The sequence below is a fragment of the Ruegeria sp. AF2 genome (assembly GCF_056542025.1).
Genome location: NZ_JBQFZC010000001.1, coordinates 148125 through 172275, shown reverse-complemented (window position 1 = coordinate 172275; position 24151 = coordinate 148125). Strand labels below are relative to the sequence as shown.

The 24151-nt window shown below is 57.2% G+C and carries 25 protein-coding genes; 12 read left to right on the top strand and 13 right to left on the bottom strand.

The features are described 5' to 3' along the window. Positions 1–247 precede the first annotated feature (247 nt). Complete coding sequence (locus ACR0NM_RS00815) at positions 248–877, top strand: LysE family translocator (protein ID WP_170397298.1); 630 nt, start codon at positions 248–250, stop codon at positions 875–877. A 2-nt stretch (positions 878–879) separates the two neighbouring features. Here ACR0NM_RS00815 and ACR0NM_RS00810 read toward each other — a convergent pair whose 3' ends face one another. After that, positions 880–1053, bottom strand: coding sequence for a hypothetical protein (locus ACR0NM_RS00810; protein ID WP_170397300.1), 174 nt, complete (start codon positions 1051–1053; stop codon positions 880–882). Positions 1054–1160: 107 nt separating this feature from the next. Here ACR0NM_RS00810 and ACR0NM_RS00805 point away from each other — a divergent pair, with 107 nt between their 5' ends. From ACR0NM_RS00805 to ACR0NM_RS00795, 3 genes are all read left to right on the top strand, one after another. Next, on the top strand, positions 1161–1295 hold the full coding sequence (locus ACR0NM_RS00805; protein ID WP_255612018.1) for a hypothetical protein: 135 nt from the start codon (positions 1161–1163) through the stop codon (positions 1293–1295). 82 nt (positions 1296–1377) lie between these two features. Continuing rightward, positions 1378–1917 (top strand): adenine phosphoribosyltransferase, encoded by a 540-nt coding sequence (locus ACR0NM_RS00800; RefSeq protein WP_010441681.1) that lies wholly within the window; start codon positions 1378–1380, stop codon positions 1915–1917. A gap of 171 nt (positions 1918–2088) precedes the next feature. Then, on the top strand, positions 2089–2523 hold the full coding sequence (locus tag ACR0NM_RS00795; RefSeq protein ID WP_480612770.1) for a fasciclin domain-containing protein: 435 nt from the start codon (positions 2089–2091) through the stop codon (positions 2521–2523). Positions 2524–2610: 87 nt separating this feature from the next. Here the strand turns inward: ACR0NM_RS00795 and ACR0NM_RS00790 are convergent, their stop codons facing one another. From ACR0NM_RS00790 to coxB, 11 genes are all read right to left on the bottom strand, one after another. After that, positions 2611–4023, bottom strand: a complete 1413-nt coding sequence (locus ACR0NM_RS00790) for an FAD-binding oxidoreductase (RefSeq protein ID WP_170424276.1) — start codon at positions 4021–4023, stop codon at positions 2611–2613. Between the two features lie 38 nt (positions 4024–4061). Further along, positions 4062–4853, bottom strand: a complete 792-nt coding sequence (locus tag ACR0NM_RS00785; RefSeq protein WP_255612132.1) for an MBL fold metallo-hydrolase — start codon at positions 4851–4853, stop codon at positions 4062–4064. A gap of 128 nt (positions 4854–4981) precedes the next feature. Next, the gene (locus ACR0NM_RS00780; RefSeq protein ID WP_480561164.1) at positions 4982–5566 is read right to left on the bottom strand and encodes a GNAT family N-acetyltransferase; all 585 of its coding nucleotides are present in this window, start codon (positions 5564–5566) and stop codon (positions 4982–4984) included. Continuing rightward, the gene (locus ACR0NM_RS00775) at positions 5566–6828 is read right to left on the bottom strand and encodes a M16 family metallopeptidase (RefSeq protein ID WP_480612768.1); all 1263 of its coding nucleotides are present in this window, start codon (positions 6826–6828) and stop codon (positions 5566–5568) included. Before ACR0NM_RS00775 ends, ACR0NM_RS00780 begins: the two co-directional genes overlap by 1 nt. Next, positions 6825–8213 carry a threonine synthase gene (gene thrC / locus ACR0NM_RS00770; RefSeq protein WP_480612766.1) on the bottom strand — a complete coding sequence of 463 codons (1389 nt, stop codon included), beginning with the start codon at positions 8211–8213 and terminating at the stop codon, positions 6825–6827. Before thrC ends, ACR0NM_RS00775 begins: the two co-directional genes overlap by 4 nt. After that, entirely contained in the window at positions 8210–8887 is a 678-nt protein-coding gene (locus ACR0NM_RS00765) for an SURF1 family protein (RefSeq protein ID WP_480612764.1), read from the bottom strand. Before ACR0NM_RS00765 ends, thrC begins: the two co-directional genes overlap by 4 nt. Before the next feature lie 156 nt (positions 8888–9043). Continuing rightward, on the bottom strand, positions 9044–9859 hold the full coding sequence (locus tag ACR0NM_RS00760; RefSeq protein ID WP_170612133.1) for a cytochrome c oxidase subunit 3: 816 nt from the start codon (positions 9857–9859) through the stop codon (positions 9044–9046). A gap of 22 nt (positions 9860–9881) precedes the next feature. Continuing rightward, a complete protein-coding gene (locus tag ACR0NM_RS00755; RefSeq protein WP_170397318.1) occupies positions 9882–10457 on the bottom strand; it encodes a cytochrome c oxidase assembly protein in 576 nt (191 codons plus the stop codon). Further along, the gene (locus ACR0NM_RS00750) at positions 10457–10618 is read right to left on the bottom strand and encodes a hypothetical protein (protein ID WP_170397320.1); all 162 of its coding nucleotides are present in this window, start codon (positions 10616–10618) and stop codon (positions 10457–10459) included. The genes ACR0NM_RS00755 and ACR0NM_RS00750 overlap by 1 nt, the downstream gene beginning before the upstream one ends. After that, complete coding sequence (gene cyoE / locus ACR0NM_RS00745) at positions 10615–11571, bottom strand: heme o synthase (protein WP_170397322.1); 957 nt, start codon at positions 11569–11571, stop codon at positions 10615–10617. The genes ACR0NM_RS00750 and cyoE overlap by 4 nt, the downstream gene beginning before the upstream one ends. 74 nt (positions 11572–11645) lie before the next feature. Continuing rightward, complete coding sequence (gene coxB, locus ACR0NM_RS00740) at positions 11646–12557, bottom strand: cytochrome c oxidase subunit II (RefSeq protein ID WP_480612762.1); 912 nt, start codon at positions 12555–12557, stop codon at positions 11646–11648. Between the two features lie 176 nt (positions 12558–12733). Here coxB and tldD point away from each other — a divergent pair, with 176 nt between their 5' ends. From tldD to ACR0NM_RS00715, 5 genes are all read left to right on the top strand, one after another. Next, a complete protein-coding gene (gene tldD / locus ACR0NM_RS00735) occupies positions 12734–14155 on the top strand; it encodes a metalloprotease TldD (RefSeq protein WP_480612760.1) in 1422 nt (473 codons plus the stop codon). A 240-nt stretch (positions 14156–14395) separates the two neighbouring features. Beyond that, positions 14396–15532 carry a DNA-processing protein DprA gene (gene dprA, locus ACR0NM_RS00730; RefSeq protein ID WP_480612758.1) on the top strand — a complete coding sequence of 379 codons (1137 nt, stop codon included), beginning with the start codon at positions 14396–14398 and terminating at the stop codon, positions 15530–15532. Between the two features lie 169 nt (positions 15533–15701). Beyond that, on the top strand, positions 15702–18326 hold the full coding sequence (gene topA, locus ACR0NM_RS00725; RefSeq protein ID WP_480612756.1) for a type I DNA topoisomerase: 2625 nt from the start codon (positions 15702–15704) through the stop codon (positions 18324–18326). 92 nt (positions 18327–18418) lie between these two features. Beyond that, positions 18419–19123 (top strand): CoA transferase subunit A, encoded by a 705-nt coding sequence (locus tag ACR0NM_RS00720; RefSeq protein WP_170404323.1) that lies wholly within the window; start codon positions 18419–18421, stop codon positions 19121–19123. Continuing rightward, positions 19123–19749 (top strand): 3-oxoacid CoA-transferase subunit B, encoded by a 627-nt coding sequence (locus ACR0NM_RS00715; protein WP_170397333.1) that lies wholly within the window; start codon positions 19123–19125, stop codon positions 19747–19749. The genes ACR0NM_RS00720 and ACR0NM_RS00715 overlap by 1 nt, the downstream gene beginning before the upstream one ends. Positions 19750–19794: 45 nt before the next feature. On the opposite strand, the gene ACR0NM_RS00710 is transcribed toward ACR0NM_RS00715, so the two are convergent. Further along, positions 19795–20661 carry a lytic transglycosylase domain-containing protein gene (locus ACR0NM_RS00710; RefSeq protein WP_480612754.1) on the bottom strand — a complete coding sequence of 289 codons (867 nt, stop codon included), beginning with the start codon at positions 20659–20661 and terminating at the stop codon, positions 19795–19797. Positions 20662–21013: 352 nt separating this feature from the next. On the opposite strand from ACR0NM_RS00710, the gene ACR0NM_RS00705 reads away from it, so the two are divergent. From ACR0NM_RS00705 to ACR0NM_RS00695, 3 genes are all read left to right on the top strand, one after another. Beyond that, positions 21014–21208: a hypothetical protein gene (locus ACR0NM_RS00705; protein WP_170397337.1), complete on the top strand. Its 195-nt coding sequence runs from the start codon at positions 21014–21016 to the stop codon at positions 21206–21208. A gap of 445 nt (positions 21209–21653) precedes the next feature. Next, entirely contained in the window at positions 21654–22535 is an 882-nt protein-coding gene (gene cpaB, locus ACR0NM_RS00700) for a Flp pilus assembly protein CpaB (protein ID WP_170397341.1), read from the top strand. A 196-nt stretch (positions 22536–22731) separates the two neighbouring features. Next, complete coding sequence (locus ACR0NM_RS00695; RefSeq protein WP_170397343.1) at positions 22732–24138, top strand: type II and III secretion system protein family protein; 1407 nt, start codon at positions 22732–22734, stop codon at positions 24136–24138. Positions 24139–24151 lie beyond the last annotated feature (13 nt).

Here is a 24151-nt window from a genome sequence, read left to right as displayed (position 1 = left end):
CATTGGAGGCGTTTCAAGATGCATAAGCCAAGCTTCATCCAATCTTAAACCTGTTGCGGCAATCCCAGATCGCATTGCACGCCTGAATTCCCTGCCCCATGTCCTCGGTATTTAGGCGACCCCGGCTTCGCAAATCCGAACGCCAACCCGTTGGAGTCGGTGTTTCACCACGAGAATGCGCCCGCAAAGCCTTGACCAATACGTCGTGCCAAGGCTTGCTGTGGGAAACACTCTAATAGGATACTCCATGTCCATTGAAATCTGGCTGGCCTTTGTGGCCGCTTCGACCGCGCTGCTGCTGATCCCAGGCCCGACCGTGTTGCTGGTGCTTAGCTATGCGCTGTCGAAAGGACGCAGTGTGGCGGTTGCTTCGGCCACTGGGGTCGCATTGGGGGATTTGGTGGCGATGACCGCGTCGCTGCTGGGGCTGGGGGCGCTGGTGCTGGCCTCTGCCACACTGTTTACCGTGCTGAAATGGGTTGGGGCAGCCTATCTGGTCTGGCTGGGTGTCAAACTCCTGCGCAGCGCGCCGTCGGGCGGGCTGCAAGCAATTGAAACCGAACGTGACGTGACCGCCCGCAGTGTTTTTGGCCATGCCGCTGCAGTCACCGCGCTGAACCCGAAGTCCATTGCCTTCTTCATCGCTTTCGTACCGCAATTCTTGCGTCCAGCCGAACCTTTGGGTCCGCAATTCGCGATCCTGATCGCAACATTTGTGGGTCTCGCGGGGCTGAACGCGCTGGCCTATGCGCTGCTGGCGGACAAGCTGCGCCGTATGATCGGACGTGCGAATGTCATCACGACCATGACCCGGTTCGGAGGGTTGACCCTGATCGGAATGGGCATCGCCACAGCGGTTCTGCGCCGCCCGGCGTGATTTCAGTTTTCAGCGTTTTCCTTCATGAACCCCCGGATAAACCGGCGGATTTCGCGGGCGGCAGAGGTGTCCAGATCCCTGCACAACTCGACGAACGCGTCGCGCTCATCCTTGTCGAGGCGCAAAACCAACTGACTGTTTTTCTTCGTAGATTTCTTTCCATCTTTCTTGGTCACACGTCCAGTCCCCGTCCTGCCCTTGATTCTAAGTGCGATGCATTGTATATACACAGCATATAATATGTAGATATCGGGCACATAACAGCAAAAGTGAGATTAAAGCAATGAACCTTCATGTCGCGCAAGCCATTCTTCTTCGGGATCAACGCAACTGGCGCAAGCCGCACCTATCCTGGCTTCCGAACGCGCTGTATCGCTACTACGGCCTGCCTAACGCCATGCGCGGCCGCAGCAAGTAGCCGCAGGGGCCAGAGTTCTCTTGCATGACCGCACCTTATGGGCGAAATACCCCGCGCGTGTTTGATGCCAAAGGGGTGGCCCATGTCCAGAAACAAAACGGTCAAGGATTACATTCGGACCATCGTCGATTTCCCGCATGAAGGGATCATGTTCCGCGATGTCACCACCCTGTTTGCCGACCCGCGTGGGTTCCGCATGGCAATCGACCAGATGTTGCACCCTTACGCCGGTGAGCGAATCGACAAAGTTGTGGGCCTTGAGGCGCGCGGCTTTATTCTGGGCGGTGCGATTGCCCACCAGCTGAGCGTTGGATTCGTGCCGATCCGCAAAAAGGGCAAACTGCCCGGCACCACGATCAGCCAGGACTACAAGCTGGAATATGGCGAGGCGATCGTCGAAATTCACGATGACGCCATCCAGCCGGGTGAGAAGATCCTGGTCGTTGATGATCTTCTGGCTACCGGAGGCACCGCCGCCGCGGGGATCAAGCTGATCGAACGGCTGGGCGGCGAGATCATCTCATGCGCGTTCATCATCGATCTGCCCGAATTGGGTGGTCGCAAAGCGCTGGAAGATTTGGGCATGGACGTACACGTTCTGTGCGAGTTCGAAGGGCTCTGAACTCCACAAACTTCACAAACTCGTGACTGGAAATCGCGTGCGCCGCAGGCTTAGCGCGATTGGGGTCACATTCAAGAAACAGTTGCCTCTGGATTCTGTGATCTTGTCGCGACCTGACTGCGTACCCCGAATGATGCCACCTAAGGCATTCTCAACAAGGGAAATCATGTCATGTTGCGCAAATTCGCTGTTGCTGGAGTTGCCAGTTTTCTGTTGACCACCTCTGCTTTGGCAGATGGGCACGCCAAGGATATCGTCGATACTGCGGTGGGCGCGGGCAGTTTTGAAACGCTCGTCGCTGCCGTTCAGGCCGCCGAACTGGTTGAAACGCTGAAAGGCGAAGGGCCGTTCACCGTTTTCGCCCCAACGGATGAGGCCTTTGCAGCGCTGCCCGAGGGCACGGTCGAAAATCTTCTGAAGCCCGAAAACAAGGACCAGTTGGTCGCAGTGCTGACCTATCACGTTGTCCCGGGCAAAGTGATGTCGGGTGATCTGTCCGATGACATGACCGCCGCCACCGTGCAGGGCGGAGATATCACCATCGATCTCGACAATGGCGTCATGGTGAATGATGCCAACGTTGTGCAAGCCGATATCGAAGCCTAGAACGGCGTGATCCATGTGATCGACAAGGTCATTCTGCCCGCGTCGTAAAGAACCGCAGCGCCCCGGTATACGTCCGGGGCGCGTCTATTAAGCCAGAACCGCCCCGGGGTTCATAATCCCCTGAGGATCAAGCGCTGTTTTAATCGCCCTCATGGCCTGCAACTTGACCGGATCACCATAGCGTTCCAGATCATCTGTTTTGAGCCGACCCACACCGTGTTCGGCGCTGACCGATCCACCAAATTCATGAACCAGATCATGTACCGCGCGTTTGACCGCGCCCCGCTGTGCGACAAAATCCGCCTTATCCTGCCCGGCGGGTGGAAACACGTTATAGTGCAGATTACCGTCGCCCAGATGTCCAAAGCAGTTTACGCGAAACGGCCCCTGCCCGGCCACCACATCCGCACCGCGCCGAATGAACTCTGGAATGCGGGAAATCGGGACCGAGATATCATGGCTGGAAACTGATCCGATCAGCCGGTTGGCCTCGGGGATGCGCTCGCGCACGGCCCAGAGTTCGGACCGCTGTGCTTCGCTCTGCGCGATGACCGCATCGCGGACCAGATCGCGCTCATCAGCGGCGACATAAATCGCCTCAAGCATGTCCGAAGGGTCTTGGCCGACCGACAAGCCCAGCTCGATCAACACACTCCATTCCGGTGTTGCCTCAAAGGGTTGCCGCACGTCGGGCAAAACCTCGGTCAGGAATTCGAGGCCCTGCCCATGGATCAGCTCAAACGTACTGACCGCTTCCCCCACTTGATCCCGCGCCACTGACAACAGATCAATGGCAGCCTCGGGTGAGGAGACCTGAAACATTGCGGTTCCAACGCCCTTGGGTCGCGGGAACAACTTCAACGCCGCCGCCGTAATGATGCCAAGTGTCCCTTCGGACCCGATCATCAGGTTACGCAGGTCATAACCGGTGTTGTCCTTACGCAACCGGCTAAGCCCGTGCCATATCTCACCACTGGGCAATACCACTTCAAGCCCCAGGCACAGATCGCGTGCATTGCCATAGCGCAGCACATTCACGCCACCCGCATTAGTGGCCAGATTGCCGCCAATCCGGCAAGAACCCTGCGCAGCCAGCGACAGGGGAAATAGACGGTCCGCGTCTTCAGCGGCAGTCTGGACGTCGGCCAGAATGGCACCGGCCTCGGCCACAAGTATGTTCTCGGTGGGGTAAGTCGCCCGTATCGCCGTCATCCGTTCCAGGGAAACGATCAAAGGGGCGGGACCATCCGGAACAACCTGCCCTCCTACCAGACCGGTGCCGCCGCCATAAGGGACAACAGGCACCCGAGCGTCTGCGGCCAATTGCACCAAAGCCGACACATCTTCCACGGTGCGCGGCAAGGCAAGCAAACCGGGCTGCCCGACAAACCGCTGACGCGGCTCTTCAAGGTAACGATCTGCAATCGGGCGCAAAACGTCAGCACCCAATCGGGCTCTGATTGCTTCGGCAAGGCGGCTGTCTGCAGGGTTCAGTTTCATGGCTCTTCCCTGCCAAAGGCCACGGGCCGCGACAAGCCCTATTCCAGCTCTATCAGGTACTGAGGCTCCAGCACCACAACCGTCGGCCTGTCGGGCAGCGTGCGCAACGAGACGACAATCTCGGACACCCCATCCCGTTCAACCGGGAATTCATCCCGAATATCCACCAAAAACCGCTGGAGCGAAAAGTCCGAGAACCAATGCATCGGGATAATGACCGAGCTTTTGAGGCGTTTCAGAACCTGAACCATCTCGGGCAAGGGCATCGTGGTGCCTCCGTCCACCGCCGCCATGACCACATCCAGCCGACCCAGTGCAGCGAATTGTTCATCCGACGGAATGTGATGCAGATGCCCCAGATGGCCGATGCACAACCCTTCGACCTCGAACACAAAGATCGAGTTTCCGCGATCTTCAATACCGCCATAGGCCGAACGGATATCGGTCGACACATTGCGAATCAGCATCTCACCCAGATCAAGATGGTGCTCGATGCCTTCGCCGAACTCTCCCCAGCCCGGCAAGACATACGGGATGGCCGGATCGGGATGGGCAGTCCAGTGGGTGCTGTGCGCATGGTTCATTGTGACCACGTCAGGAATTAGCGCAGCGCCGCCGATAAAACCGGTGAAATCGGTCACCGCGTTCAGCCCGCCCTGTGTCTGGATCAGAAACGATGCATGCGCGACATAGCTGATACGAACCGAAAACTCGGGCACGGGATCCTGCCACGCCGCTTTGTGAAGATATTCAATCCCCGGTGCCGCATCTGCGATGGCGATGCAGTGACTAGGCCGCCGCTCCTGCGCCACAGCCCCGCCTGCAATCATCATCAGTCCCGCAACAAACCGCCACATAGGGCAAGTGTAGCGCAATGGGCCAACAAGTCATGCCCTTGTTGATCTGGCCACGGATATCTCCAGGACAGGAGGCTTGCCATGCCTGGCGGCAGAGCCCTCTAGCCTGCCTCAGTCTTGCCCCGACGATCGGACCTTAAGCTGGCATACAGAACATGTGTTCGCCAGCGCCCATTGATCTGCAGATAAGACTGCGCCACGCCTTCGTATTTGAAGCCTGAGCTTTCCAGCAGACCGCGAGAGGCCTTGTTCTCAGGCAAACACGCGGCCTCGATCCGGCTTAAATCCAGACGGGTGAAGGCGTGATGAACAACGGCGCCAATTGCTTCGCGCATGAACCCCTGACGCGCAAAGGCCTGCCCGGTCCAATAGCCTAAGGTGCCAGCCTGCGCCGGACCACGGCGAACATTGTCCAACGTGATCGCCCCCAGCAGAATATTGTCTGTGCGACGAAACAGGAACAGAGGTATCGCCGTACCACCCGCGACTGAGCGCTGGGCCCAATAGACCCGGTTGGTAAACGACTTTCGGCTCAGATGGTCCTTGGCCCAAACCGGCTCCCACGGCACCAGATAGTCCTTTGAAGCACGCCGCAAGGCGGTCCAGTCGTTGAAGTCGGAATGCATGGGCGGGCGCAGCGTCAAGCGCTCGGTTTCGAGTTTCAGCTTGCGTCTGCCTAACAGCATCACGCCGCACGCCTCTCCTGCAGATCCACCAGCGTCGGTGCGCCCGAGACCGGCCCATACAGCGCCAGCGCTGCAGGGGCTTTGACTGCCATGTCTTCGGCAAAGGCACGCACGTCCTCAGTGCTGACCGCATCGATCTTGGCCACGGTGTCCTCAAGCGAGGGCACACGTCCCCAGATCTGCACCAGCCGCGCCAGACGTTCGGCCCGGTTCGACGGGCTTTCCAGCCCCATCAGCATCCCGGCCTTCATCTGGGCCCGCGCGCGGGCAACCTCTTCTGCGCTCATGTCTTCGGCAGCGCGCTTCATCTCGTCGATGGTAATCGTCGCCAATTCGCCCACCTGATCGGCCGAGGTGCCTGCGTAAATCGTTGTCGTACCGGTATCCGCATAAGCACCGGTCTGAGCAAAGATTGTATAACAAAGCCCGCGAGTTTCGCGCACTTCCTGAAACAGGCGCGAGGACATGCCTCCACCCAGAGCGGTCGAGTAAATCTGGGCCGTATAGATCGCATCATCGCGATAGCCCGGACTTTCCAGCGCCAGCGCGAAATGCGCCTGCTCCAGTTCTTTCTCCTGCCGCGCCTCACCACCAGTGAACCGCGCAGCGTCGGGGATCAGACCCTTGCGCGGCTGCAGGTGGCCGAACATCTCTTCGGCCAGTTTCATCAGCGCATCGTGGTCCACAGCTCCAGCTGCAGACAGGATCATCTGTTCCGGCCCGTAGTGTTCGGCCACGAAACCCGACAAGTCCTCACGGGAAAACGCACTGACGCGCTCGGTCGGGCCCAGAATGGTGCGGCCAAGGGGTTGGTCGTGATAGCTCTGCTCTTGCAGCCAGTCAAAGATTACATCGTCCGGCGTATCATAGGCCTGACCAATCTCTTGCAGGATCACTCCGCGCTCGACCTCGATCTCGCGCGGGTCGAATACCGGGTTCATGACGATGTCGCCGATGACATCCATGGCCAGCGCCACATCGTCCTTCAGTACGCGTGCATAATAGGCCGTAACTTCGCGCGAGGTATAGGCATTGATGTACCCGCCCACATCCTCGATCGCTTCGGCGATTTGCAGCGCAGAACGCCGCTGGGTTCCCTTGAACGCCATATGCTCAAGGAAATGCGCGATACCGTTCTGCTCGATCCGCTCGTGCCGCCCACCGGCGGTTACCCAGATGCCGATGGCCGCAGATTGCAGCCCCGGCATATGTTCACTGACGATACGAAATCCGTTCTTCAGTTGGTCCTGTCTGACTGTCACTCAGCAATATGCCTTCTGATATGATCCTCAAGGGCACCCAGATCGTTCGCAACTCGGGTCACCCGTTCCGGTCGTTCATACAGATCAGACATGCGGGATGGAAGAGGCGGATGTTCGCCGCTTGCCTTCTCGACCGCCGCCGGGAACTTCGCGGGATGCGCGGTTGCGAGCGTGATCATGGGCACATCGGCAGCGCGGTGGTCTTCAGCCACTTTGATCCCAACGGCGGTGTGCGGACAAACCAACTCGGCGCTGTGGACCATGGTGCGCCTGATCGTCTCAAGCGTCTCGTCCTCAGAAACGCGGCCCGAGTCAAAGCTTTCTCGCAGAGCCTCCATTGCGCCTTGGCTGACATTGAAGCCTCCGCTCTTGAGTTCATCCATCAATTGAGCGACTGCGCCGCCATCTTCGCCATAGGCGTAGTACAGTGCGCGCTCAAAGTTCGAGCTAACCTGAATATCCATCGAAGGGCTGATTGAGGGGATCGTATCGCCCTTGAAATACCCCTCGCCGGAGAGACAGCGATGCAGAATGTCGTTCTGGTTGGTCGCCACCACCAGACGATCGATGGGCAGCCCCATGCGTTTGGCCAGATAGCCTGCGAAGATATCGCCGAAATTCCCTGTCGGCACGGTGAAGCTGACCTTGCGATGTGGCGCGCCGAGGCTGACGGCGGCGGAGAAATAGTAAACGATCTGTGCCAACACGCGGGCGAAGTTGATCGAATTGACGCCTGCAAGTTTCACACCGTCGCGGAAATCAAAGTCGTTGAACATGTCTTTGAGCGCGGCCTGACAGTCATCGAAATCGCCGTCTACCGCCAAAGCGTGCACATTATTGTCTGCAGGCGTAGTCATCTGACGGCGCTGCACTTCTGAAACACGGCCATGTGGGAACAGGATGAACACATCCACCGCGTCCAGCCCACGGAACGCCTCGATGGCGGCAGAACCGGTGTCCCCGCTCGTCGCGCCGACAATGGTCACGCGATCTTCGCGCCGTTTGAGCGCGACCTGGAACAGCTGGCCGATTAGCTGCATGGCGAAATCTTTGAAGGCCAGCGTGGGGCCGTGAAACAGCTCCAGCAGAAAATGGTTCTCGTTCAGCTGCTTCAACGGCGCGCGGGCGTCATGGCCAAAGCCCTCATAAGCGCGCGCTATGATATCTTTGAACTCATCATCGGAGAACGAGCCGCTCACATAAGGCCACATCACGCGGAATGCGATTTCCTCATAGGACAGGCCAGCCAACGCAGCAATTTCGTCCTGCGACATCACCGGAATTTCAGCGGGCAAGTACAGACCACCATCGCGGGCCAGTCCGGTCAGCATCGCCTCTTCAAAGGTCAGTTCGGGCGCCTGCCCGCGGGTCGAGATGTATTTCATGTCGCGTCACTTTCGGAATTGGCACGGCTGCGCCACAGGAAGTATCCGGTCATTGCGGCCCAGACCAGAGCAAGACCAAACCAGATGATTGCATATTGCAAATGATCGTTGGGGATGCCCGCCGTATTCACCGGCATTGGCGTTACATTCGGATCGGTTTCCGAGCGTGCAATTAGCAACACCGGCTCAGCCCCCAGCGCGGCGGCCAGATTGGGCACATCACGGGCGAACCAGATGTTGCCGTCAATATCTGCGTCAGGCGTGTAGCCATCGACTTCATCGGGCCAGTGCAGGTTGCCGGTGATTTCCATCGGGCCAGTCAGGCGATCAGCCTGCTTGGCTGTGGTCGGCACAAAGCCGCGATCCACCAGAATAGTCCGGTCGTCGGTGGCAAAGGACTGGATGATCCGATACCCCGGCCCCACCTGCTTGACCGAAACCAAAACGTGGATCTCGCCCGGTTCGATCTCGCCTGTGACCGTCACCGGCAGGTATTTGTCCGCATCTTCGGACACCTGCAATGGCAAAGCGACAGGATCGGCAGCGATACGGCTTTCGATCTCGGCCAGCACCTCCTGTTTCCAGGTCAGCCGCTGCAGTTGCCAAATGCCCAGCGACAGCAGCAGGCCCAGACCGGCAAAGCCGAAGATCAGCAGAAACAGAATGCGACGCATATTGGGATCAGACCTTGTTGCGGGAACCGGCGCCTTGTTAAGGGGCACGTGAACCGAAGTGCAACCATGTAATTGTATGGGGCGCAATCTTGCGCCCCTGATTGAGAAAAAGCCGCCCCGTGGGGCGGCTTTTGCAATTGGATCACCTGCGTGGCGTTACATCAGCGGGGCCTGACCCCAGATGTAGACGGCGAAAAACAGGAACAGCCAGACGACGTCAACGAAGTGCCAATACCATGCGGCAGCCTCGAAACCGACGTGTTTCTCGGGCGTAAAGTCCCCCTTCAGGGCGCGGATCAGACAGACCGATAGGAAGATGGTGCCGATAATCACATGCGCGCCGTGGAAACCGGTTGCCATGAAGAAGTTCGAATAGAACTGATCGCCACCGAACTTCCAGCCTTCATGGGCCAGCAGCTCATAATACTCATAGCCTTGCAGGAGGGTGAACGCTACGCCCAGTGCGATGCCGATGGACAACCCCTGTACCAGTGCCTTGCGGTCGTTATTGTGTACAAGAGCATGGTGGGCCCAAGTAATTGCGCAGCCCGACAACAACAGGACCAAAGTGTTGATCAGTGGCAGGTGGAACGGATCAACGGCGTGGATATCCGGCTGGATGTATTCAGTACCGGCATAGTCGTACATCGGATACATGCGATGTTTGAAGAACGACCAGAACCAGGCGAAGAAGAACATCACCTCGGACATCACGAACAGGATAAAGCCGTAGCGCAGGCCGATACGCACGACCGGCGTATGATCGCCCTGACGGCTTTCGACCACGACTTCGGACCACCATGCAAACATGGTATAAAGAACCCCGACCAGCCCCATCCAGAAGATCCACGGGGTGATCCCGTGCATCCAAAGAACGGCCCCGAACAGCATCACAAATCCGCTTACCGCGCCGATCAGTGGCCAGATTGACGGGTTCAGAATGTGGTAATCATGGTCTTTTGCGTGTGCCATCAGCGTCCCTCACCTACAGGCGTTAGTTCTTGTTTGTCTCAGCCTGCACGTCAAGGGCGGCATAGCCCTCGGGCAGATCAATCTCATAGAATGTATACGACAGCGTGATCGTATGCACATATTTTGCTTCGGGATCTTCGATCAGTTCGGGATCGACGAAGAACGTAACGGGCATCTCGACTCGCTCACCCGGCTCCAACACCTGTTCATCGAAGCAGAAACAGGCGATTTTCTGAAAATACCCCCCGGCGGAATAGGGCGCCACGTTGTAGGACGCCTGCCCTGCGACGGGCTTGTCGGTTGGGTTGTACGCTTCGTAGAACGCCAGACCTGTCTCACCGATACGTATTTTCATCTCGCGTTCGACCGGCTTGAATTCCCACGGCATACCCTTGGCCTTGGAGGCATCAAATCGGACCGTCACCACTTGGTCGAGAATGTCATCAGGGGCTTTCTCGGCAACCCCCGTGGTCCCTCCATACCCCGTGACCCGGCAGAACCAATTATAAAACGGCACCGCTGCCCATGCCAAACCGCCCATAAGGACGACGACGCCGACCAGTTGCGCGACCGTTTTCTGTGGCCCCGTCAACTTCATCAGTTCTGCACCTGCTGCGTCGCCAGACTAAAATCTGTGTTCGAGACCTTGACGACTGTCAGGCCGAAGATGATCACGATAAACGCGGCCAGTGTCAGGCCGACGCCCAGATTGCGGCTGAACCGTCTTTGGTGAAGTTCGTGAGTTTTGCGCAGGCTCATGACCAGCCTCCTAATCCGTAAGGTTTCAACAGGGCCTCGACGAGAATCGCGCCGAAATGCAGAAACAGGTACAGCAGCGACAGTTTGAAGAAACTGCGTTCGACCTTGAAGTTGTCGGCCTCCGAATCGTCTTCGTTTCGACGAGAAATCTGCCAGGCCCCCCGCAGAAACAAGCCATTCAGAACCAGCGCAACGACCAGATAAATCGGGCCTCCGATATCCGAGAACGCAGTCCCCACCGCCAGCAACGCCAGCAACGCGGTATAAACCAGAATATGCCAGCGCGTCGCGCGTCGACCATGGGTGACGGTCAACATCGGCACCCCGGCATCGTCATAGTCCGAGCGCATGAACAAGGCCAACGCCCAGAAATGCGGAGGTGTCCACATGAATGTCAGGGCAAACATCAACCACGGTTCGAGCGTCATCGAGCCAGTGGCCGCGACCCATCCGATGACCGGCGGGAACGCCCCCGCGGCACCACCAATGACGATGTTCTGAGGCGTCGAGCGTTTCAGCCACATCGTGTAGACGACAACATAGAAGAAAATAGTGAAGGCCAGAAACGCCCCTGCAAACCAGTTGGTTGCCAAACCCAGCATAATCACGGACAGGCCAGACAGAGCCAGACCCAACGCCAATGCCTCGCCTTCTTCGACTTTGCCAGAGGGGATTGGACGGCCTTTGGTGCGCTTCATCACGCGGTCGATATCCGCGTCCCACCACATGTTCAGCGCGCCGGATGCACCGCCACCAATAGCGATGAACAGGATGGCGCAAAAGCCAACAAATGGATGTATCGGAACCGGAGCCGCAAGCAGTCCGACCAAAGCCGTGAATACGACCAGCGACATCACGCGCGGCTTCAGCAGGGCGAAATAATCGCCAAAGCTGGCCTCGTCCGCGCGGGTCTGCGCAGAGACGGTGCTGGCATTGAAGCTTGCGTCGCTCATATCCGGTCCTTTTCGGGGCAAAAGCTGCGCGATTTCCGCGCAGCCCGCATGTGTTTATCTAGGCCGCAAAGGGCTTAGTTCGAGGCCACTTGGTAGGAAGCAGGCTGACCGGCATACTCTTCAAGCGCGCCCTGCAGCCACTGTTCATATGCCTCTTCACTGACCACTTTGACAGTGATTGGCATATAGGCATGGTCTTTACCGCACAGCTCAGAGCACTGTCCGAAATAGATGCCTTCCTTGTCTGCTTCGAACCAAAGTTCGGCCAGACGACCAGGAACGCCGTCCTGCTTCACGCCGAACGAAGGAATGGTCCAGGAATGGATCACGTCCGATGCGGTAACCTGCATCACGACAATCTTGCCGACCGGAACAACGACCGCGGTGTCGGTGGCGAGCAGCCATTCGTCTTCGCCATAGCCTGCATCGGCCAGCTTCGCCCGCATCGCATCGTCCAGAACAAACGGTGTTACGTCGGCATCCGCCGGGCGCGCGCCCTCGTCGAGGGTGGCCGGGTGGCCCAGAAGATAGCTATCGAAGGCAAAGTCATGATCGACATATTCGTAGGTCCAGTACCACTGGTTCCCCACGACTTTGATGGTGATGTCGCCTTCGGGAATCTCTTGTTGCTTAAAAAGAACCGGCAGCGAGAAAGCCCCGATGAAGACCAGAATCAGGATCGGGCCCAAAGTCCAGGCAATCTCAACCGGAGTGTAATGCGAGAACCGAGCCGGGTTCGGGTTTACGCGCTGGTTGTAGCGTACGATGCAGTAAACCAGCAGACCCGCAACAAACACACAGATCGCGGTGATGATCACCAGAATCATGTTGTCCAGCGACTGAATCCCTTCGGCAAGGCTGGTGGCAGCAGGCTGGAACCCCATGCCGCCGTCAACCGGCTTGCCAATAATCTCAAGCTCCTGAGCCATGGCGGGAAGGCTGGAGAGGGCCGTAGCAAGCCCGGAAAGCATCAAAGCATTCTTCATTTTCTGTCCTGATCGTTTGATCTTTGCGTCTCTCGCGAAAAGGTGTGAATCGGTCGCACCTCTCCCGTTGTCTTTGGCCGCGTTAAAAACCATATTCCGTCGGGTAGATAAAGCAAAATGCTTGCGTCAAACAGACGCTATTTTTGATCTGGATCAAACCCGAAAGGTCACAACTGATGACACAGGCCCCGTTTCGCCCGTTTGAAAGCGTTCTTCCGAAGGATGAAGCGCTTGCTGTACTGAAGGCTGCAACTGATGGCGCCGAGGATGGGGAACTGTTCGTAGAACGGCGCAAATCCGAATCTTTGGTGTTTGATGACGGTCGATTACGCACGGCCTCTTACGACGCTTCCGAGGGGTTCGGTCTTCGCGCGGTGCAGGGTGAAGTGGCTGGATACGCGCATTCAACGGATGTTTCGATTCCCTCTCTGAAGCGTGCAGCCGAAACCGCGCGGTTGGCGGTCGGCGATGGTGGTGGGACGCTGGCCGGGCCACCACGTGCCACCAATACCAGATTATATACCGATGAAGACCCGATCGAATCCGCCGCCTTCCCGGTCAAAATCGAGACACTGCGCGAGATAGACGCTTTTACCCGTGATCTGGATTCCCGGGTTGTGCAAGTCAGCGCCACGATTGCCGCTGCAGTGCAGGAGGTCGAGATTCTTCGCCCCGATGGTGTGCAGGTGCGCGATATACGCCCGATGACCCGCCTGAACATCTCGGTTATCGTAGAACAGAACGGCAGGCGCGAAAGCGGCTCTGCCGGAGGTGGCGGACGTGTTGGGCTGGATGGCTTGATCGATCCCTCAGACTGGCAAGATAAGGCGCGTGAGGCTCTGCGGATCGCGATGGTCAATCTGGATGCCGTCCCTGCACCTGCCGGCGTGATGGAAGTCGCGTTGGGCCCCGGATGGCCCGGTATTCTGTTGCACGAGGCCATCGGCCACGGGCTTGAAGGTGATTTCAACCGCAAGGGCAGTTCCGCTTTTGCCGGGCTGATGGGGCAGCAGATCGCTTCGAAAGGTGTAACAGTCGTGGATGATGGGACGATTGCAGACCGACGCGGTTCGATATCAGTGGATGACGAGGGTACACCCAGTTCGCGTACAGTTCTGATCGAGGATGGAATCCTCACCGGATATATGCAGGACCGCCAGAACGCACGCCTGATGGGCGTTGCTCCAACCGGGAACGGCCGGCGTCAAAGCTATGCCCATAAACCGATGCCGCGCATGACCAACACGATCATGTTGGGTGGCGATGCCGATCCGGCCTCGTTGGTGGCAGATATCAAAGACGGCATCTGGGCTGTGGGCTTCGGCGGTGGCCAGGTCGACATCACCAACGGCAAGTTCGTGTTCTCCTGCACCGAGGCATATCGTGTCGAGAACGGGAAGATCGGCGCTCCGGTCAAAGGCGCGACGCTGATTGGCGACGGCCCCTCGGCGCTAAAACGCATTCGGGGACTGGGCAATGACATGGCGCTGGATCCCGGCATGGGCACATGTGGCAAGGATGGGCAATGGGTGCCGGTCGGTGTCGGCCAACCTACCGTTTTGATGGATGGGCTGACTGTGGGCGGCTCTGCCACCTGAGTCGGCCCAAAATGAGAATCGAGGCGCGAAGGGTTAACACACTACCCTTCGCGTCAAATCAAAAACTCATCCATGGATATGTGAGCCAAGATAATTCGCACGAATTTTCTTTCTTTCTTTCAATGACATAATCATCTCTCCGAGGGATGGGTTCGAAAAATACTGATCTAATTTTCTAAGATTCACAGGCTGTTAACCCGCTGCACCGTAAACCAGTTTTGCAATCAGGCGGAGCATCGGATGACCGAAGAGCAGCTTTCTTCCAATCACCCCCCACTCCCACCCACCACGGAAGAGGACCGGTTTTCCTGGCTCCGTCTGTTGCGCTCACGCAAAGTAGGGCCGGCAACATTCCGGCGCTTATTGCGCGAACATGGCTCGGCGCAGAACGCGCTGGCCGCGTTGCCGGAAATGGCGCGCGCTGCCGGGATCGAGGATTATGAAATCTGCCCGCCCGGCGTAATTGAGGCGGAGCTCAAGGCCGCAAAGGTCGCTAAAGCGCGGCTTTTGTGCCTTGGGGCCGCCGATTACCCTTACGCGTTATGTGACCTTTCGGATGCGCCCCCGATGCTTTGGGCAATCGGCGATCCGTCGATCTTGAAACGCCGGGCAGTTGCAATGGTCGGGGCACGGAACTGTTCTTCGCTGGGCGCGCGCATGGCGCGGGCGTTGGCGACGGATCTGGGTAAGCAAGACTATGTCGTGGTCTCGGGGCTTGCCCGCGGCATTGACACCTCGGCGCACCTCGCCGCGTTGGCGACCGGTACTGTGGCAGTGTTGGCAGGTGGGGTTGATGTGATCTATCCGGCCGAAAATGCCGATCTGGCGCGAGATATCGCAGACGCCGGACTTCGCCTGTCTGAACAACCGATGGGCACAACGCCTCAGGCACGACATTTTCCACGCCGCAATCGCATTATCTCGGGTCTGGCGCAGGCAGTGGTCGTTGTCGAGGCCGCGGCGAAATCCGGCAGCTTGATCACCGCGCGGGACGCCCTGGACCAAGGGCGCGAGGTTCTGGCCGTGCCCGGCCATCCCTTTGACGCCCGCGCGGCAGGATGCAATCTGCTGATCCGAGACGGGGCGACACTCGTCCGCAATGCAGAAGACGTGATTGATGCTTTGCCCAAGCAACAGCTACAATCTTCTGCCCAACAAATCCCACCGCTTGGACCCGACGCAGACTCAGCCGAATTCACGCCCCAAGCCTTGCACGAGGCGATTCTGACTCGACTTGGCCCATCTCCGATCGCGGAAGACCAGTTGATCCGGGACATCGCTGCATCTGCGGGCGAAGTCGGCCCTGTGTTGGTCGATCTGGAGCTTGAGGGCAAGATTCAGCGGCAACCAGGCGGCCTGCTGTCACTTTGCGCCTAAGCTATCGAATGGATTCGGCACCTGATTCCGCGAGCGGCACGACCAGATCAGGCTTTAATACAAAGTATTTTTGGTGGTGAAAACGAACGCATTGACAATTCGATCTTGCCCCACACATTTTGCACGGTCATACAAAGCGCAAAATCCGTCGAGCGAGGATTCCTCTTAAATGCCCGTAGTTGTTGTAGAATCTCCGGCCAAAGCAAAAACGATCAATAAGTATCTTGGCCCCGACTACACCGTTTTGGCCTCATATGGCCATGTGCGGGACCTGCCGCCGAAGGATGGGTCGGTCGATCCCGAGCATGAATTTTCAATGAAATGGGAGGTCGGCAATGACAGCCGTAAGCATGTCAAGGCGATCGCCGACGCTCTGAAAGAAGACAACGCACTGATCCTCGCGACCGACCCTGATCGAGAAGGCGAGGCAATCAGCTGGCACCTCCAAGAAGCGCTGACCAAGCGGCGTTCGATCAAGAAGGACACGCCAGTCAGCCGTGTGACGTTCAACGCGATCACCAAGGACGCCGTGACCGAGGCGATGCAGAACCCGCGTGAGGTCGATATGCCGCTGGTCGAGGCCTATCTGGCCCGCCGCGCGCTGGACTATCTGGTAGGGTTCAACCTGTCACCCGTTCTGTGGCGCAAGTTGCCGGGTGCCCGTTCAGCGGGGCGCGTGCAATCGGTCTGCCTGCGCCTCATCGTTGAACGCGAGATGGAGATCGAAGCCTTCAAGCCGGTCGAATACTGGTCGGTCAAAGCTGTGTTCGAGACGCCTCGGGGCCAGACCTACGAGGCGCGTCTGGTCACGCTGGCAGGCAAGAAACTGGACAAGCACGATCTAGCGAATGCAACGCAAGCCGAACTGGCGGTTCAGGCGATCACCAGCCGTGATCTGAGCGTGACATCGGTCGAGGCCAAGCCTGCCGCGCGCAACCCCTCTGCCCCGTTCATGACGTCGACCTTACAGCAAGAAGCCAGCCGCAAGTTCGGCATGGGCGCACGCCATGCGATGCAGGTGGCCCAGCGGCTGTATGAGGCCGGATACATTACCTACATGCGAACCGACGGTATCGACATGGCCCCCGAGGCCGTGGCGGCAGCGCGCGATGCAATCGCCGACCGTTATGGTGCGGAATACGTGCCAGACAGCCCGCGCATGTACAAAAACAAGGCCAAAAACGCTCAGGAAGCACACGAGTGTATTCGCCCGACAGATATGTCGCGCGATGCCAAGGCGCTGAAGGTGACCGATGAGGATCAGCGCAAGCTTTATGATCTGATCTGGAAACGCACCATTGCCTGTCAGATGGCTGCCGCACGACTTGAACGCACGACTGTTGAGATTACCAGCACGGACGGTCAGGTTGGCCTGCGCGCCACTGGTCAGGTGGTGCTGTTCGATGGCTTCATGCGCGTTTATGAAGAAGGCCGCGATGACGTGGTCGACGATGACGACAAGCGCTTGCCACAGATCATGCAGGGCGATCCCGCACGTTTTGCCAAGACCTCGCTGCGTGATCAGTTTGCCAAGGCCACCGCCGACTCGGAAAAGGCCGCCATTCTGGCCGAGAACGAATCCGTTTTGGCGCTGCAGCATCACACCCAACCGCCCCCGCGCTATACAGAGGCGACGCTGGTCAAACGGATGGAAGAGCTGGGGATCGGGCGTCCGTCGACCTATGCCTCGATTGTCACCACGATTCAGGATCGTGAATATGTACGTAAAGACAAGAATCGGCTGATCCCCGAAGAAAAGGGCCGGATCGTCACCATCTTCCTGCTGAATTTCTTTCGCCAGTATGTGGGCTACGAGTTCACCGCCAATCTGGAAGAAGAGCTTGACGACGTCAGCGCAGGTGAACGTGACTACAAGGATCTGCTCGGCAAGTTCTGGCGCGATTTCTCTGCCGCGATTGGTGAGACATCGGAGCTGCGTATCTCGGAAGTGCTGGACAAGCTGGACGAAGCGCTGGCACCGCAGCTGTATCCGCCGCGTGAAGATGGCTCGGACCCGCGCATTTGCCCGAAATGCGGTGTTGGCCAGTTACATCTGAAAACTTCGCGCACCGGCGGGTTTGTCGGTTGTGGCAACTATCCTGAGTGCACTTATACCCGTCCGATCGCTGGTGAGGGCGCGGAAGGTGACGAGCGTTTGCTGGGCGAAGATGGGGGCGATGAGATCTGGCTGAAATCCGGTCGATTTGGGCCATATGTCCAGCGTGGAGAGCCCACGCCTGAGAACAAGAAGCCTCCTCGTGCGTCCCTGCCCCGTGGCTGGAGCAAAGACGACATGGATCTGGAGAAAGCTCTGACGCTTCTGTCCTTGCCCCGTCAGATCGGCGAGCACCCCGAAGGCGGCATCATCAGTTCGAACTTTGGTCGCTTTGGACCTTATCTAATGCATCAGTTGGCCGACGAGGCAAAGCCTGTCTACGCCAACCTCAAAGACCCGAACGATGTGTTTGAGATCGGCATGAACCGCGCCGTCGAACTGTTGGCCGAAAAACGCGCCAATCCAGGTCGCGGACGTCGGGCGGCCGCGAAGCCGCTGAAAGAGCTGGGCGACCATCCCGACGGCGGCGCGATGCAGGTGTTGGACGGGCGCTATGGGCCGTATGTGAAATGGGAAAAGGTCAACGCGACGATCCCCAAAGACATCAAGCCCGAGGATGTGACCCAGGAAATGGCCATCGAACTGGTCAATGAACGCGCGGCCAAGAAAGGCACAAAGAAAAAGGCAGCCCCCAAGAAGAAAGCTGCTGCCAAGAAGACCACCAAGAAAGCAAGTTAGGTAGAAATACCACCTGCCCCTTGGATTCGTTGACTTCCCCGTGACGTGGCGGCACAAATCGGCCCAACACCATGTCATTGGGGGAGTTTTCCATGAAGAAAATCTATGACAATGCCGATGAGGCGCTCGATGGGGTGATATCGGACGGCATGCTGATCGCCGCGGGCGGCTTTGGGCTGTGCGGTATCCCGGAAATGCTGCTTGAAGCGATCAAGGCCTCAGGCGCGAAGGACCTGACGTTTGCCTCAAACAACGCAGGTGTGGATGATTTTGGCATCGGCATCCTGCTGCAAACCAAGCAGGTCAAAAAGATGATCAGCTCTTACGTTGGGGAAAACGCCGAATTCATGCGCCAGTATCTCAGTGGAGAACTGGAGCTGGAATTCAATCCACAAGGCACACTGGCCGAGCGGATGCGGGCCGGTGGCGCTGGCATCCCCGGGTTTTACACCAAGACGGGCGTGGGAACGGTGATCGCTGAAGGCAAAGAGCACAAGGACTTCAACGGCGAGACCTATATCATGGAGGAAGGCATCTTCGCCGACCTCGCGATCGTAAAGGCGTGGAAAGCCGATGACACCGGGAACCTCGTGTTCCGCAAGACCGCCCGCAACTTTAACGTGCCCGCAGCGACTTGCGGCAAGATTTGTGTGGCTGAGGTTGAAGAAATCGTCCCGCGCGGCTCGCTGGACCCGGATGGCATCCACCTGCCCGGCATCTATGTGCATCGCATTATCCAAGGCAGCCACGAAAAGCGCATCGAACAGCGCACCACCCGCAAGAAGGAGGACGCATAATGCCCTGGGACCGCAATCAGATGGCCGCGCGCGCGGCAGAAGAGCTGGAAGACGGCATGTATGTGAACCTCGGCATCGGTATTCCGACGCTGGTGGCGAACTATGTGGGCGACAAGGATATCACCCTACAGTCCGAAAACGGTATGCTGGGCATGGGGCCTTTCCCGTTTGAGGGCGAGGAAGACGCTGACCTGATCAACGCAGGCAAGCAGACGATTACCGAACTGTCCCGCACCTCTTACTTCGATAGCGCGACCTCGTTCGCCATGATCCGAGGCGGTAAGATCGCTGCTGCGATTTTGGGTGCGATGGAAGTGGACGAGAAAGGAGACCTGGCCAACTGGATGATTCCCGGCAAGCTGGTCAAAGGTATGGGCGGTGCGATGGATCTGGTCGCTGGCGTTGGTCGCGTGATCGTAGTGATGGATCACACCAACAAGCACGGTGATTCAAAAGTGCTGAAGGAATGCACGCTGCCTCTGACTGGCCAGGGCGTTGTGGATCGCATCATCACCAATCTGGGTGTTCTGGATGTCGTCGAAGGCGGCCTGAAGATCGTCGAACTGGCCGATGGCGTCAGCGAGGACGAGATGCGAGGAGCGACTCAGGCAACAATCGTAGATTGACCTTAGGTCAATGAAACATAAGGCCCGCTGCGACGCGGGCCTTTTTTAGTTCGAAGTCTGAAAAATGCAGGGGTCCGAAACGAACTGCGGTGTTGTTGTACAAAGAGCACTCGCGACCTGAAACGCGGCCAGAACCTTGGGCACGTAGTCTCTGGTCTCGGCATAGGGTGGCACACCACTATGCTTGCGCACGGCCCCTTCGCCCGCATTGTAGCCTGCCAATACGAGAATCGGGTCATTGTCGAACTCGTTCATAAGCCAATGCAGGTATTTGACCCCACCTTCGATATTCTGTTCAGGTTTCAGGCTGTCCTCTACCCCAAAACGTTCGGCGGTAGCTGGCATCAATTGCATCAAGCCCTGCGCCCCGGCAGAACTGACAGCCTGTGTGCGGCCTGCAGATTCTACCGAGATAACGGCTAGGACAAGTGCGGGTGAGACATTCGTCCCTACGGTCGAACGTAGAATATCCACCCCTCGCTTTTCTGCGATGTCTTGCAAGGTCTGCAGACGCGGCGCCGCGACACCCGTGGCAGTAAGCGCTTGAACGGCCTCTCTCAGCCTACCTGCGCTGGCCTGCGCCAGATCGGGGGATACCCGGCTCCAGAATGCTTTATAAGAGCCAACTGGCTTGGTCGCCCCCTCAATCTTCTGAGGAACCGATGGGGGCGGCTTTGCGATAGCGGCAATCTCAGGCACTTCCAGCTTGGCGCCAGTGCTGGGGGCTGATGGTGATGCTGCATGTTGTTCGGGCGTGATCTGAATCGTCACGCGCGGACGTGTCCCCGGTTTTGGGGCCTTTATGCGCTTATAGACGCCGCGCGGCTCGGTTTCGGTTGCAGTGACAGGAATTGCACCCGCCATCAGAAACACCGCTGCACCGGCGCATATTACTGCGTCCCGGAAATACATTTGCCTGCCTCGATTTCTTATCTTTTGAAGCATTTTGAACATCATAACGGCCCGCAACACCAGAAAAACCAAGCGAATTGGGGCAATTTCGCCTCAATTGCCGCCATTTTGCATCGCCCACACAACGGAAGTACAAAAAAGGTGTGATTTTTTTTATTTATTTCCAACTAGTTACTAAATTCACCAACAAAAAATTAAGCTTTGAGCAAAAAAATATTGGTTTGGCCCAATTCCTGCCACGCACAGGGGTCAAACATATATCCATACCGAGACGATCGGGAGCGGACTGAGAGAGAAAGCTCTGAAAGACGCCGAGGTTAATTAATTTTTGATCCTTTAGGAGGGACATAACATGATCAAGTTCATCAAGAACTTCCGCAAAGACGAAGACGGCGCCGTAACTGTAGACTGGGTCGTTCTGACCGCAGCTGTTGTTGGCCTGGCAGCCGTTGCTTACAACCAGATCCACAATGGTGCCAGCAGCCTGGCAGGCAACATCGATGACGCTCTGGGTTCGGTAACTGTGACAGTTCCGGATACCGAATAATCTGATATCGGTCTAGCATAACGACTTGGGGCCATGTCTTTACTCAAAGGCGTGGCCCCTTTGTTTTTAGAAGAGAGCGACCCGGTATAGTCCAATGTTAAAAAGAGTACATAGTTTCCGAACCGATGAGACCGGCGCGATAACCGTAGACTGGGTGGTTTTAACTGCTGCAATCGCAGGTCTCGCCGCAATAATCTACTTCATCCTGAGCCAAGGACTTCTAACAGCGGGACAGCCGATCGCAAATGTAGAAGTAGAAGAGATGGTCTTTGAGTAGCGCGGGCCCGTTCCCATTTACTAGCGAAACGGCAACCCTGCGAATAAGCGTATTTTCTGTCAAAAATTACCGGGATTGTCCGCTTTTTCGACACAATTGAAAAATATCTTGGATCCTGAATCGATGTGACTTCAAGAGTCGCGGTCTACGGAAAATAAAGAGGGACAAATGCGAGCTGTTTTTGGACTTGTTCTTATCATCGGGGTCGCGTTGGCCGGTGGTGCTGTCTATATGGCACGCGAATACATCACGGACAATCAGGCCAAACTTGCTCAGGAACGCAAGTTGCGCGAAGAGGCGCTTGCCAATGCGCAGGCGGGCATTGTCCCGACAGTAGGCGTTTTGGTTTCGAATCGCTCCTTCAAATACGGCGAACGTTTGAACCAGGAAGATATCCGCGTCGTTCAGTGGCCAGAGGATGCGATTCCCGAGGGTGCCTTCGTGGACATGACAGCCCTATTCCCGGAAATCAAAAACAATGAACGATTCGTTCTCCGCGCGATGGAGAAAGACGAAGCGATTATGGAAGTCAAAGTCACCAATCCAGGCGAGACTGCGGGCCTCAGATCACAATTGCCCAAGGGAATGCGCGCATTTGCGATAAGCGTTGATGTGGCATCTGGCGTATCAGGCTTCTTGCGCCCAGGCGATACGGTGGATGTGTATTGGACCGGCTCATTGCGTGGCACCAGTGATTCTGGCCGCGGTGAGATTACTCGTTTGGTACTGACGAACATCGAATTGGTCGCTGTTGATCAATCGGCGGGACTGGATGTAACCGGCACAACCATTGCTCGCACGGTCACAGTTGCAGCGACGCCACAACAGATCGCCGCTTTGGCGCAGGCTCAGAACACGGGTCGCATGTCGCTGGCACTGGTTGGCGCTCAAGATGACAAGGTGGCAGAGGTGGTTGAAGTCGATCAGCAGTCTTTGCTTGGCATTGAAGAGAGGGCCCCGGCCCCCGTCGCGGCTCCGGAGAAGGTCTGCACAATCCGCACCCGTCGTGGCGGCGAGACGGTAGAGACCCCAATTCCCTGCACAAACTAACTAAGTTTCAGACCTTTACGAGACAAAGACCGCGCATTTTGCGCGGTCTCTTTCTTTGTGTTGTTGCGCATAATCCACATAAGGAACTTTCCAGAAACCATTGATTATTGCAATAAATCTGGTTCTGTCGCAGGGTTTCATAGCATAGGGCATAAGACCCAAAAAAAATCGAGTGGTGATCGGAGAGGCAGGTCACATGACAATACGTTCCTGGATCAGCGCAACCCTGCTGGGGTTGTCGCTAGTTGTGAGCCCAATCGGCGATGCCGCTTGGGCCCAAAATCTTCGCGTGGTTAAAAAGGGTACAGCGGAAACGCTGGATGTCCCCGTAAATCGCGCAATCGTGGTGGAAAGCGAACAACCGTTCGCAGACATCAGCATTGCCAATGCAGGCATAGCGGATATTTCGACCCTGTCGGACCGCACTATCTATGTTCTCGGTCGGGCACCGGGTACAACCACCCTGACAATGTTCGACGGCGCGGGTAATCTGATTACCAACGTGCGTGTGCGTGTTTCCCCTGATGTTTCGGAATTCAAAGAACGCTTGCGTCAGATTCTTCCCAGTGAGCGAATCGAGGTTCGGACCGCCAATGATGGGATCGTCTTGTCGGGAACAGTTTCCAGCAGTGCCAAACTGGCGCGTGCGCTTGAGTTGGCAGAACGGTATGCCCCTGAACGTGTATCGAACCTGATGAATGTCGGTGGCGTGCAGCAGGTCATGCTGAAAGTGCGCTTTGCGGAAATGAACCGCTCTGTAGCCAAAAACTTGTCGGCATCGTTGGGCTTTGGCGGTGGCGACACCACTGCGGGCTTCAATTCCTTGAATAACCAGGGCGCACTGAACAACGCACTGGCGAACAACATCCCGTTTGTTCAGACAAATTCCGGTGCCATTCTCTTCGGTTTCGGCGCGGGGTCGACACAGGTTAGACTGCTTTTGGAAGCCCTTGAAACCAAGGGTTTGGTTCGCAGCTTGGCAGAACCGAATCTTTCTGCACTGTCTGGCCAAGAGGCGGAGTTCCTTGCCGGTGGTGAGGTGCCAATCCCAGTACCCCAAGGCGACGGTGTTGTTGCGATCGAGTATCGTCAGTTTGGCGTACAGCTCCTGTTTGTTCCGCGCGTCGTCGATGGCAACCTGATCAACCTGGAACTGGGTGCATCAGTATCGAGCATCGACCAGAGTGCGAACTTCACGATTAACGGCGACAATGTTCCCAGCTTCATCACGCGTCAAACACGGACAACCATCGAGTTGCGCGACGGTGAGAGCTTTGCCATTGCAGGCCTAATCCAGGATGATTTCACGGATCTGAACAGCCAGGTTCCCTGGCTTGGCGATGTGCCTGTATTGGGCGCGTTGTTCAGGAGCGCTCAGTATCAGCGTGAGCAGAGTGAATTGATCATCATCATTACCGCGCATCTGGTGTCGCCCACTCGTGGCGAGGCGCTTGCCCTGCCGACCGATCGTGTGAAACCGCCCAGCGAGTTCGATCTGTTCGTAAACGGCAAGATCTCTCGGACTGAACGCGCCGGAAATGGTGCAGCCTCTGAAGTTGCCAATCAGGATTTTGGCACCTCTTACGGCTACGTGCTGGACTGATAGAGAGGATAGA

Coding starts and splice junctions, on each gene's coding strand:
- thrC (WP_480612766.1), bottom strand. CDS start 8,213: ATGAAATACATCTCGACCCGCGGGCAGGCGCCCGAACTGACCTTTGAA.
- tldD (WP_480612760.1), top strand. CDS start 12,734: ATGACACAGGCCCCGTTTCGCCCGTTTGAAAGCGTTCTTCCGAAGGAT.
- ACR0NM_RS00695 (WP_170397343.1), top strand. CDS start 22,732: ATGACAATACGTTCCTGGATCAGCGCAACCCTGCTGGGGTTGTCGCTA.
- ACR0NM_RS00800 (WP_010441681.1), top strand. CDS start 1,378: ATGTCCAGAAACAAAACGGTCAAGGATTACATTCGGACCATCGTCGAT.
- ACR0NM_RS00795 (WP_480612770.1), top strand. CDS start 2,089: ATGTTGCGCAAATTCGCTGTTGCTGGAGTTGCCAGTTTTCTGTTGACC.
- cyoE (WP_170397322.1), bottom strand. CDS start 11,571: ATGAGCGACGCAAGCTTCAATGCCAGCACCGTCTCTGCGCAGACCCGC.
- ACR0NM_RS00720 (WP_170404323.1), top strand. CDS start 18,419: ATGAAGAAAATCTATGACAATGCCGATGAGGCGCTCGATGGGGTGATA.
- ACR0NM_RS00710 (WP_480612754.1), bottom strand. CDS start 20,661: ATGTATTTCCGGGACGCAGTAATATGCGCCGGTGCAGCGGTGTTTCTG.
- ACR0NM_RS00780 (WP_480561164.1), bottom strand. CDS start 5,566: ATGCTGTTAGGCAGACGCAAGCTGAAACTCGAAACCGAGCGCTTGACG.
- ACR0NM_RS00805 (WP_255612018.1), top strand. CDS start 1,161: ATGAACCTTCATGTCGCGCAAGCCATTCTTCTTCGGGATCAACGCAAC.
- ACR0NM_RS00760 (WP_170612133.1), bottom strand. CDS start 9,859: ATGGCACACGCAAAAGACCATGATTACCACATTCTGAACCCGTCAATC.
- coxB (WP_480612762.1), bottom strand. CDS start 12,557: ATGAAGAATGCTTTGATGCTTTCCGGGCTTGCTACGGCCCTCTCCAGC.
- topA (WP_480612756.1), top strand. CDS start 15,702: ATGCCCGTAGTTGTTGTAGAATCTCCGGCCAAAGCAAAAACGATCAAT.
- ACR0NM_RS00790 (WP_170424276.1), bottom strand. CDS start 4,023: ATGAAACTGAACCCTGCAGACAGCCGCCTTGCCGAAGCAATCAGAGCC.
- ACR0NM_RS00705 (WP_170397337.1), top strand. CDS start 21,014: ATGATCAAGTTCATCAAGAACTTCCGCAAAGACGAAGACGGCGCCGTA.
- ACR0NM_RS00715 (WP_170397333.1), top strand. CDS start 19,123: ATGCCCTGGGACCGCAATCAGATGGCCGCGCGCGCGGCAGAAGAGCTG.
- ACR0NM_RS00750 (WP_170397320.1), bottom strand. CDS start 10,618: ATGAGCCTGCGCAAAACTCACGAACTTCACCAAAGACGGTTCAGCCGC.
- dprA (WP_480612758.1), top strand. CDS start 14,396: ATGACCGAAGAGCAGCTTTCTTCCAATCACCCCCCACTCCCACCCACC.
- ACR0NM_RS00755 (WP_170397318.1), bottom strand. CDS start 10,457: ATGAAGTTGACGGGGCCACAGAAAACGGTCGCGCAACTGGTCGGCGTC.
- ACR0NM_RS00785 (WP_255612132.1), bottom strand. CDS start 4,853: ATGATTGCAGGCGGGGCTGTGGCGCAGGAGCGGCGGCCTAGTCACTGC.
- cpaB (WP_170397341.1), top strand. CDS start 21,654: ATGCGAGCTGTTTTTGGACTTGTTCTTATCATCGGGGTCGCGTTGGCC.
- ACR0NM_RS00765 (WP_480612764.1), bottom strand. CDS start 8,887: ATGCGTCGCATTCTGTTTCTGCTGATCTTCGGCTTTGCCGGTCTGGGC.
- ACR0NM_RS00815 (WP_170397298.1), top strand. CDS start 248: ATGTCCATTGAAATCTGGCTGGCCTTTGTGGCCGCTTCGACCGCGCTG.